Below are 9031 nucleotides of genomic sequence, written 5' to 3'. Positions count from 1 at the left end.
GACGGCAAGACCGACCTCATGGCCATCTGGAACGACGGCACCCTCCACCTCTACACCGGCACCGGAACCGGCAACGTCAACGCCCCGAGCGGCGCCCTCTACGGCGGCACCAGCTGGACGGCCATCAAGGGCCTGACCTCCGGCGACTTCAACGGCGACGGCAAGACCGACCTCATGGCCATCTGGAACGACGGCACCCTCCACCTCTACACCGGCACCGGAACCGGCAACGTCAACGCCCCGAGCGGCGCCCTTTTCGGCGGCACCACCTGGTCGACCATGGCCTCCATCGCGGCGGGCGACGTCGACGGCGACGGCAGGACCGACCTCGTCGGCGGCTGGTCGGACGGGACCCTCCATGAGTACAGCGGCAACGGCGACGGCACCATCGACGCCGGCGTCACCGCCGCCCCCGACTCATCGTGGCGCAGCGCGGCGCAGTCCGTCTCCGCAGACCTCAACGGCGACGGCAAGTCCGACCTGATCGCCATCGACAGCGGCAACCGTGCCTGGTTCTACCCGGGTCTGGGCAACGGCCGCTTCGGGGCAGGCAAGCAGCTGTACGGCGGTACTTCCTGGAAGGACGTCAAGGGTCTGGCCGCCGGTGACTTCAACGGTGACGGCAAGGCCGACGTGATGGCGATCTGGAGCGACGGCTCACTGCACCTGTACAGCGGCAACGGCGACGGCACCATCAACGCCGCGGGCGGCGCCCTCTACGGCAGTACGACGTGGGGGACCGTACAAGGGCTGGCGGCCGGCGACTTCAACGGTGACGGCAAGTCCGACCTCATGGCCATCTGGAGCGACGGCACCCTCCACCTGTACACCGGTAATGGCGACGGCACCATCAACGCCGCAGGCGGCGCTCTCTACGGCGGCACGAGCTGGACGGGCATCAAGGCCCTGACCTCCGGTGACTTCAACAGCGACGGCAAGACCGATCTCTCGGCCATCTGGAACGACGGCACCCTCCACCTCTACACCGGCACCGGAACCGGCAACGTCAACGCCCCGAGCGGCGCCCTCTTCGGCGGCACCACCTGGTCGACCATGGCCTCCATCGCGGCGGGTGACTTCAACCAGGACGGAAAGACCGACCTCGTCGGTGACTGGTCGGACGGCTCGCTCCACCTCTACACCGGCAAGGGCGACGGCACCATCAACTCCGGTTCCCTGATCAGCGAAGGCGGCTGGTAGCGGCCACCGGGCGGCGGCTCACCGGCCACAGCGGTCGGTGAGCCGCCCCCCATCGGCTGTCCGCGAAGCCCGCGCTGTCCGCGAGGCGCACGCGCCGCCCGCACGACACGCGTCCCTGATCACCCACCACGCCGCCGTCCCCGTCGCGAGGACCGGGACGGCGGCCCCGAAAGGCAGACCCCACGTGTTCACCTCATCCCGTGCGGCCAGACGCACACTGGGCGCCGCGGTCCTCGCCGCGGCGACACTCACCGGCTTCGCGGCCCTGCCCGCCCAGGCGGACACCGCGCCGGCCGCCTCCACCGCACCCGGGCCCGGTCGCGCCGCCAGTGACGCGCACCCCGTCGCGACCTGGCACGAGGACCTGGCGAAGGCCAGCCCCGACGACAACACGACGTACAGCCGGGGCACGATACGCATACGTGACCGCGCCGCCCGCCGCACCCCCGAAGGGGGCCGGCCCGCCACCGCCGTCAGGGACCTGCCCGAGCGTCACCTCACGACGCCGGCCACCGCCGTGCACTTCACCGTCACCTACACCGCGCCGCAGGGCAGCGGTGTCACCGTGGAAGCGCGCGGGAGGCGTGGCGACGGCCGCTGGACCGAGTGGCAGCCGGCCGACGCTTCCGGCACCGCCCGGCTGGGCGCAGCCGTCACCACGGTGCAGGCCAGGCTGATCCTGGTCGCCGGCTCCGGCGGGGTCTCCCCGGCCGTCACCGGGCTCAGCACCACCGCCGACGCCACGGGCGGTCGCACCATGGCCCCCCATGCGGCGGACGCCGCCGCGACGCCGCTCACCTACCGGGTGCACGCCACCCGTGAGGGCCTCGTCGGGGGGCGTACCGCCAACGGGCATGTCATCCAGAGCAACGACCACTTCGTCGCGCTGCCCTCCGGCCGGGCGCTGTCCGGTGAAGGCGGCACGGAGTACTCCGTCAGGGTGTGCAAGGCCGGCACCTCGACCTGCGAGACGGCACCGGTGTGGGACATCGGCCCCTGGAACGTGAGGGACGACTACTGGAACCCCTCCGGGGTGCGCGAGGAGTTCTCCGACCTCGCCCAGGGCACTCCGGAGGCGCAGGCGGCGTACGACAGCGGGTACAACGGCGGCCGGGACGACGGGAATCGCTCGGTCCTCAACAACGCCGGCATCGACCTGGGCGACGGCGTCGCCGCCGATCTGGGCCTGGGCGACGGCGGTTCGGTCGACGTCAGCTATCTGTGGACCGACGGCGGCTCCGCCTCGGCACCGTACAGCGGTCTGGTGATGACCACGGCCGGTGACTTCAACGGCGACGGCAGGACCGATCTGGTCGGCATCGACACCGAGCACCGGCTGTGGCTGTATCCGGGCACCGGCACCGCCGGGACGTACGGGGCTCGGGTGCAGCTGTACGGCGGCTCCTCGTGGAACGGCGTGCACGGCCTGGCCGCGGGCGACTTCAACGGCGACGGCAAGGCCGACCTCATGGCCGTCTGGTCCGACGGCACCCTCCACCTGTACACGGGCAACGGTGACGGCACCGTCGACGCCGCGGGCGGCGCCCTGTACGGCGGCACCACCTGGACGACGATCCACGGCCTGGCCGCCGGGGACTTCAACGGCGACGGCAAGACCGACCTCATGGCCGTCTGGTCCGACGGCACCCTCCACCTCTACACCGGCACCGGAACCGGCAATGTCAACGCCGCAGGTCCCGCGCTGTACGGGGGCACCACCTGGGCGGGAGTGTCCGACCTGACGGCCGGTGACTTCACCGGCGACGGCAAGGCCGACCTGGCCGGCATCTGGGCGGACGGCACCCTGCACACCTACCGCGGCAACGGCTCCGGCGACCTCACCGGCCCGAGCGCGGCGCTGTTCGGGGGCACCACCTGGAGCACCGCCCACGGCCTGGCCGCCGGGGACTTCGACGGCGACGGCAGGACCGACCTGTCCGCGGTCTGGTACGACGGCACGGTCCACGACTACGCCGGAAACGGGGACGGCACCATCGCGGCCGGCACCGCCGTCACCGTCTCCTCCTCCTGGCAGTCCGCCGCGCGCACGGCGCTCGGTGACTTCGACGGGGACGGCCGGACCGACATGGTGGCCCTGGACTCCGCCGACCGCATGTGGTCGTACCCGGGCCTGGGCAACGGCAGGTTCGGTCCCGGCAAGCAGCTGTCCGGCGGCAGCAGCTGGCACGACGTCAAGGGCCTGGCGGCCGGTGACTTCAACGGCGACGGCAGACGGGACCTGATGGTCATCTGGTCCAACGGCACCCTGCATCTCTACGCGGGCGACGGCAAGGGCGACATCGGCGCCGCGGGGCCCGCGCTGTTCGGCGGCACCACCTGGAGCACCATGCAGGCCATCGCCGCGGGCGACTTCAACGGGGACGGCAAGCAGGACCTGATGGCCGTCTGGAAGGACGGCTCGCTGCACCTGTACACCGGCAACGGGGACGGCACCATCAACGCCGGCAGCGGAAACCTGTACGGGGGCACCAGCTGGACCAGCGTCAAGGGGCTCACCGCGGCCGACTTCGACGGTGACGGCAAGACCGACCTCATGGCCATCTGGAGCGACGGCAGCCTCCACCTCTACACCGGCACCGGAGCGGGGAACGTCAACGCCGCCAGCGGCGCGCTGTTCGGCGGCACCACCTGGGCCACCGTACACAGTCTGGCCGCCGGCGACCTGAACGGCGACGGCAAGGCGGACCTGCTCGCCGCCTGGTCGGACAGCAGCCTGCACGACTACGCGGGCAACGGCGACGGCACCGTGAACGCCGGCTCGCTGGTCAGCCAGGGCGGTTGGTGACCTCCACCGCGCAGCGGGACGCCGGCGCGCCGGAGGGCGACGGGCAGCGCTCGCTGCTCGCCCTCCGGCGCCCGCACACCGCACACCTCGCCCCTCAGCAAACTCAGGAGACCCACACCCATGAAACGGAAACCGGGACGTGCCCTGGCGCTCCTCGCCGGTGGTCTGCTCGCCGTCGCCGCGACGGTCGTGGGCACCGGCGGTGAGGCGCAGGCGGCGACGCCCTTCGCCTCGCTGCCCGCGTCCACGCTCAGCCAGTTCTCCCTGGATCCGGGAACCTCGTTCAGCGACTTCGGCACGTCCATCGCCGCGGTGGAGGCCGCCGGTGATGTCACCGTGGAGAACGCCGACCAGGTGCTCGTCTCCGGTGGCACCCGCGGCTCGACCGGGCTGTGCCACAGCACCGGGCTCGCGAGCAGCCTCAGCCCCACCGGTTTCTGCTGGGCCAAGCCGGACGACACCTCCGACTCCTACACCGCGGCCGGCGGCTGGACCCCGCAGGGCATCACCGGCTCGTACGACGCCCAGCCGAACGGCTCCTGGGGCGACGGCACCACCGCGCACACCGCCTACCTCGCCTCCTGGCACTTCGACCAGGACATGGGCACCGCCGACGCCAAGGAGAACGAGTTCGCCCGGGTCACCCTGGTGAACGCCGACAAGGGCGCGATCACCTACAACCACCTGCTGCTCGTCCAGCCCACCGGCGACGCCTCGGCCGGCGGCAACTTCACGGCCGCGCCCAACACACACGCGGACGGAGTCGTCTGGTACGGCAACAAGGTCTTCGTCGCGAGCGGCCGCTGGCTGCAGGTCTACGACCTCCAGCACATATGGAAGGTCAGCTCCACCCAGCAGTCCGTGGGCATATCCGGCGGCGCCTCCTCCGCGCGCGGCTACGACTACGCCCTCCCGATGACCGGCCGCTACCGGACCACTTCCTCGGACAACACCGCGTGCGCCTCGACCGCGGGCACCGGCCCCTGCCTCAACTCCCTCAGCCTCGACCGGTCCGGCCAGGACGGCCTGGTCTCCGCGGAGTTCTCCGACAAGAACGCCGGCGGCGGCCGGGTACTGCGCTGGCCCCTGAACTACCGGACGGCGCTGCCGGCCACCACCGACCCCTCCGGTATCGGCCTCACCCACCCCACCCTCGGGTACGTCTCCCCGGTCTGGCACATGCAGGGCGCCGCGACCGACGGCGCCAACTGGTACATCGCGGGTGACTGCCCGGGCGGAGTGGGCGGCGGCTCGGGAGACGCGCTGCCGTACTCCTGCATCCACAAAACCCAGCCCGACCAGGCACCCCACGTCCTCAGCACCTCTCCGGTACTCACCGAGGACCTGGGCTACTCACCGTCCGCCAAGCGCCTGTGGGGCATCAACGAGCGCATCAACAGCACAGTCGGAGAGCGGGTGGTGTTCTCCGTCACCACGGGTTGACGCGGGTCGAACCAGCGCTCGGCGGCGCCGCGTTCGGCGTCGTCGACACTGACGGCGAAGTCCTTTTCCCTGCCCCGCGCGCGGATGACGAGGCATGGCCCGCTGCGCGGCATGACCGTGGTACCCGGGCCGCTGAGCCCGTACCCCCAGCCGCCCACCGGCGCGGGGGGGTGCGGTCCTCGGTGCGGGCGGACTCGATGTCCGCCGCGTCCCAGCGGCGCATGGGCCGGCCGAACGGCCCGAACGCCACTTCCGGACCCCGGCTCCGACACACGCGCTTGCACCACCGCGCAGCTGACCACGGCGAGGGAGACGAACACGAAGGGCGTGAACAGCCCCCGGAACGCCCTCGGTTCCGCGCAGCCCCTGACGAGGGACGACGACCGCCGCCACGGCCATCAGGCCGGTCACCGCGGCCAGCGACTGGAGCCAGGGGTTGGCCGTCCGGGAGAGCCACACCATGCGCTGCCCCTCGGGTGTCTCCAGAACGGGACCTTGCGGGTGTTCCCGCACAATCGAACCGTCGGGGCCCTATCGCCCCCGAGCTTCCCCTGGGTGGCCGGCCTGTCCGGCAGCCGTCCGCTCGCGGCCCACGGCAGCCGGGCGACCAGCGCGGCGGTGCCCGCCGTCCACGCCACGCTGCCCCAGCGCGCCCCGCGGCCCGACCCTGTGCGGTCGTTGACGGTATCCCCCTGATCATCTCGATGAGTTCGGACCTGCCGTACCCGAGCCGGGCGGCGTCGTCCACACGGAGCGTTCGACTCCGGCAGCCGAAGCCCGTATCGCGATATAGCGTCAGTCTTCTCCTTGCGCCGCTGCCCGTGCCGCGCGGAGACCTTCGACAGGACCGGGACGGAAGCCTGTCGGGAGAGATTTCACCCACCGGGAAGCGCTCGGGCCCCGGCTCGGCGCCCGAGCCGCGCGCCTCTCACGCGGACCGGGACCGGACGGTGGATGTGCTGCGCATCGCGGCGGGGGACGGGCTGCTGACCGCGGACGAGCTGGACGAGCGCCTGGAGATCGCCCTGTCGGCGCGGACACTGAGCGAACTGGCCGTGCTCACCGCCGACTTGCCGACCGCGTCGGGCGCGTCGGGCGCGTCGGGCGCGTCGGGCGCCGCTGACGGCACAGCGGCAGAGGCCGCACAGGTCAAGGACGTCGTCCGGATCGAGCAGGTGTCCGGCGGCGCGGTCGAGCGAACGGGCCGCTGGGTGCCGCCACGACGGCTGGAACTCGCGGTGACCTGGTGCGACGTGACGCTCGACCTCACCGAGGCCGTGATCACGCAGGACACCCTGCGGATCGACGTGGCCATGGTGGGCAGGAGCCTGACGCTGGTCACCAGGCCGGGCGTCGAGGTGGAGGTCGACGGCCTCGCCCTGGCCCACTGCAAGCTCAAGCACCGCCGCATGCGGACGCGGACGCCCTCGGGCACACCGACCGTACTGCGCGTCGAACTGGTCGGCCAGAAGGCCCACGGCAAGGTGGTGGTGCGGCCCCCGCGCCGGACGCTCGGCCAGTGGCTGCCGCGCAGGTCGGCGCCTCCTTCCGCAGGCGCCTGACTCCAGCACTCCCTTCGCGCCACGAGCGCGAGTGATCGAGCCACTCGGACTTCACCGAGTAAGAGATGCCCGGGGGGCTGAGTGGTACCCCACCTCTCCGAATTCCGGACCGGAGCGTATTGCGTTGGAGTGCGCTCCGACTCGTAGGTTCGAAGGCATGCGATACATCAGACTCGGAACGACCGGACTGGAAGTCTCCGCCATCGCCCTCGGCTGCATGAGCTTCGGCGAGCCGGACCGGGGCGGCGAACCCTGGTCGCTGGGCGCGGACGCCAGTCGGGAGATCATCAAGCAGGCCATCGAGGGCGGCGTCAACTTCCTCGACACGGCCAATGGGTACAGCGCCGGAAGCAGCGAGGAGATCGTCGGCCGGGCGGTCAAGGACTTCACCCGGCGCGAGGAGGTCGTTCTCTCCACCAAGGTCTGGATGCGGATGCGCCCCGGCCCGAACGGTGCCGGGCTGTCCCGCAAGGCGATCTTCACCGAGCTCGACGCCTCCCTGAAGCGGCTGGGGACCGACTACATCGACCTGTACCAGATCCACCGCTGGGACTACGACACCCCGATCGAGGAAACCCTCGAAGCGCTGCACGACGCGGTCAAGTCCGGGAAGGTCCGCTACATCGGAGCCTCTTCCATGTACGCCTGGCAGTTCGCCAAGGCCCTGTACCTGGCCGACCTGAACGGCTGGACCCGGTTCGTGTCGATGCAGGACCACTACAACCTCATCCACCGGGAAGCGGAGCGGGAGATGCTCCCGCTCTGCGCCGACCAGGGCATCGGCGTGATCCCGTGGAGCCCGCTGGCGCGGGGCCGGCTGACACGGGCCCGGAACACCGCCACGGCGCGTGCCGAGACCGACCCGGGCGGCAGGATCCTCTACCGCGACGAGGACCAGGCAGTGGCCGAGCGCGTCCACGAGATCGCGGGCGAGCGGGGTCTGTCCCCGGCCCAGGTCGCCCTGGCCTGGGTCCTGCGCAACCCGGTGGTGACCTCGCCCATCGTCGGGGTCACCAAGCCGGCCCAGCTGGCCGACGCGGTCGCCGCGGTGGACGTCGAACTCGACGAGGACGAGGCCGCCTACCTGGAGGAGCCCTACCAGCCGCACGAGGCCGCCTACCTGGAAGAGTCCTTCTACAAGCGGCAGCCTGTGGCGGGCTCCCGGTAGTCCGGGCTGCCGCCGGGCCTTGGACGAGTCCCTGGCCCCGGCCTTCACAGCCCCGTGGCCGGCCCGGCGGTCCGTGCGGGCGGCCACGCGCAGCCGAACGTGCCCGTGGGCACCGAAACAGCCGACGTCCACCGGCTGCTCCCGAGTTCGGTCAACGGGTGAGGGATTTCGCGGGTAGGGGCGTCAGGTGTCGTCGTGCGGCCGCCTTGATCAGTTCCCGGATGTCGTCGAGGTCGGCCTCGAACTCGGCGGTGAGATCGACGGGCAGGTCCAGCCATGGCGCGAGTCTGGTGTGGCCGGGGAGTTCACTGTCCGGGAGTTGGCCGCGGCGGCCGCGCGGGTCGAGGGTGCCAGGGGTGAAGCGGCCCGATGCCTCGGAGGCGGCGAACCCGATCACGAAGGTGCTGACCAGGCGTTCCAGGCGGGGCACTTCGGGCTCGGGCACCCCGGCCTCGATGAGCGCGGTGTAGATCACGTCCACCGCGCGTACGGCGTCCGGTGTGACGGCCGGTCGCGAAAAGAGCAGGTGCGCGGCCCAGGGGTGGCGCTGGGCCACCCTCCGGGACGCGTGCGCGAGGTCGGCCAGCCGCTCCTCCCAGGTGCGGCCCTCGTCGGCTTCCGGCGGCAGGAGCGCGGTGAGCAGGCGCCCGACCATGCCGTCGAGCAGCGCGCCCTTGTCCTTGACATGCCGGTACAACGCCATCGGTGTGACGCCCACCCGGTCGGCCAGGGCCCGCATCGAAACAGCCTCGATGCCGTGTTCGTCGGCGATCGCCAGCGCCGCGTCCAGGATCTCTTCCCGTCTGCCACTCATGGGTCTACAGTGTAGACGTATACGGCGTAGACTATGGG

Annotated in this window: 6 protein-coding genes; 5 read left to right on the top strand and 1 reads right to left on the bottom strand. The window is 71.6% G+C overall.

The window, feature by feature from the left end:
* The 5 genes from ABZ858_RS23970 to ABZ858_RS23950 form a co-directional block, all read left to right on the top strand.
* On the top strand, nucleotides 1-1200 hold a 1200-nt coding region (locus tag ABZ858_RS23970; RefSeq protein WP_361382071.1), incomplete at its 5' end, for a VCBS repeat-containing protein.
* A gap of 184 nt (nucleotides 1201-1384) precedes the next feature.
* Entirely contained in the window at nucleotides 1385-4006 is a 2622-nt protein-coding gene (locus ABZ858_RS23965) for a VCBS repeat-containing protein (RefSeq protein ID WP_361382069.1), read from the top strand.
* Nucleotides 4007-4126: 120 nt separating this feature from the next.
* On the top strand, nucleotides 4127-5449 hold the full coding sequence (locus ABZ858_RS23960; RefSeq protein WP_361382067.1) for a hypothetical protein: 1323 nt from the start codon (nucleotides 4127-4129) through the stop codon (nucleotides 5447-5449).
* A gap of 860 nt (nucleotides 5450-6309) precedes the next feature.
* Nucleotides 6310-7011, top strand: a complete 702-nt coding sequence (locus tag ABZ858_RS23955; protein ID WP_361382172.1) for a DUF1707 domain-containing protein — start codon at nucleotides 6310-6312, stop codon at nucleotides 7009-7011.
* 157 nt (nucleotides 7012-7168) lie between these two features.
* Nucleotides 7169-8179, top strand: coding sequence for an aldo/keto reductase (locus ABZ858_RS23950; RefSeq protein WP_361382064.1), 1011 nt, complete (start codon nucleotides 7169-7171; stop codon nucleotides 8177-8179).
* A gap of 151 nt (nucleotides 8180-8330) precedes the next feature.
* Here the strand turns inward: ABZ858_RS23950 and ABZ858_RS23945 are convergent, their stop codons facing one another.
* Nucleotides 8331-8993: a TetR/AcrR family transcriptional regulator C-terminal domain-containing protein gene (locus ABZ858_RS23945; RefSeq protein WP_361382061.1), complete on the bottom strand. Its 663-nt coding sequence runs from the start codon at nucleotides 8991-8993 to the stop codon at nucleotides 8331-8333.
* Nucleotides 8994-9031: the final 38 nt, after the last annotated feature.

The organism is Streptomyces sp. NPDC047017 (assembly GCF_040644175.1).
In the GTDB taxonomy this organism is placed as follows: domain Bacteria; phylum Actinomycetota; class Actinomycetes; order Streptomycetales; family Streptomycetaceae; genus Streptomyces.
This window is presented reverse-complemented; position numbering and strand designations above follow the sequence as displayed.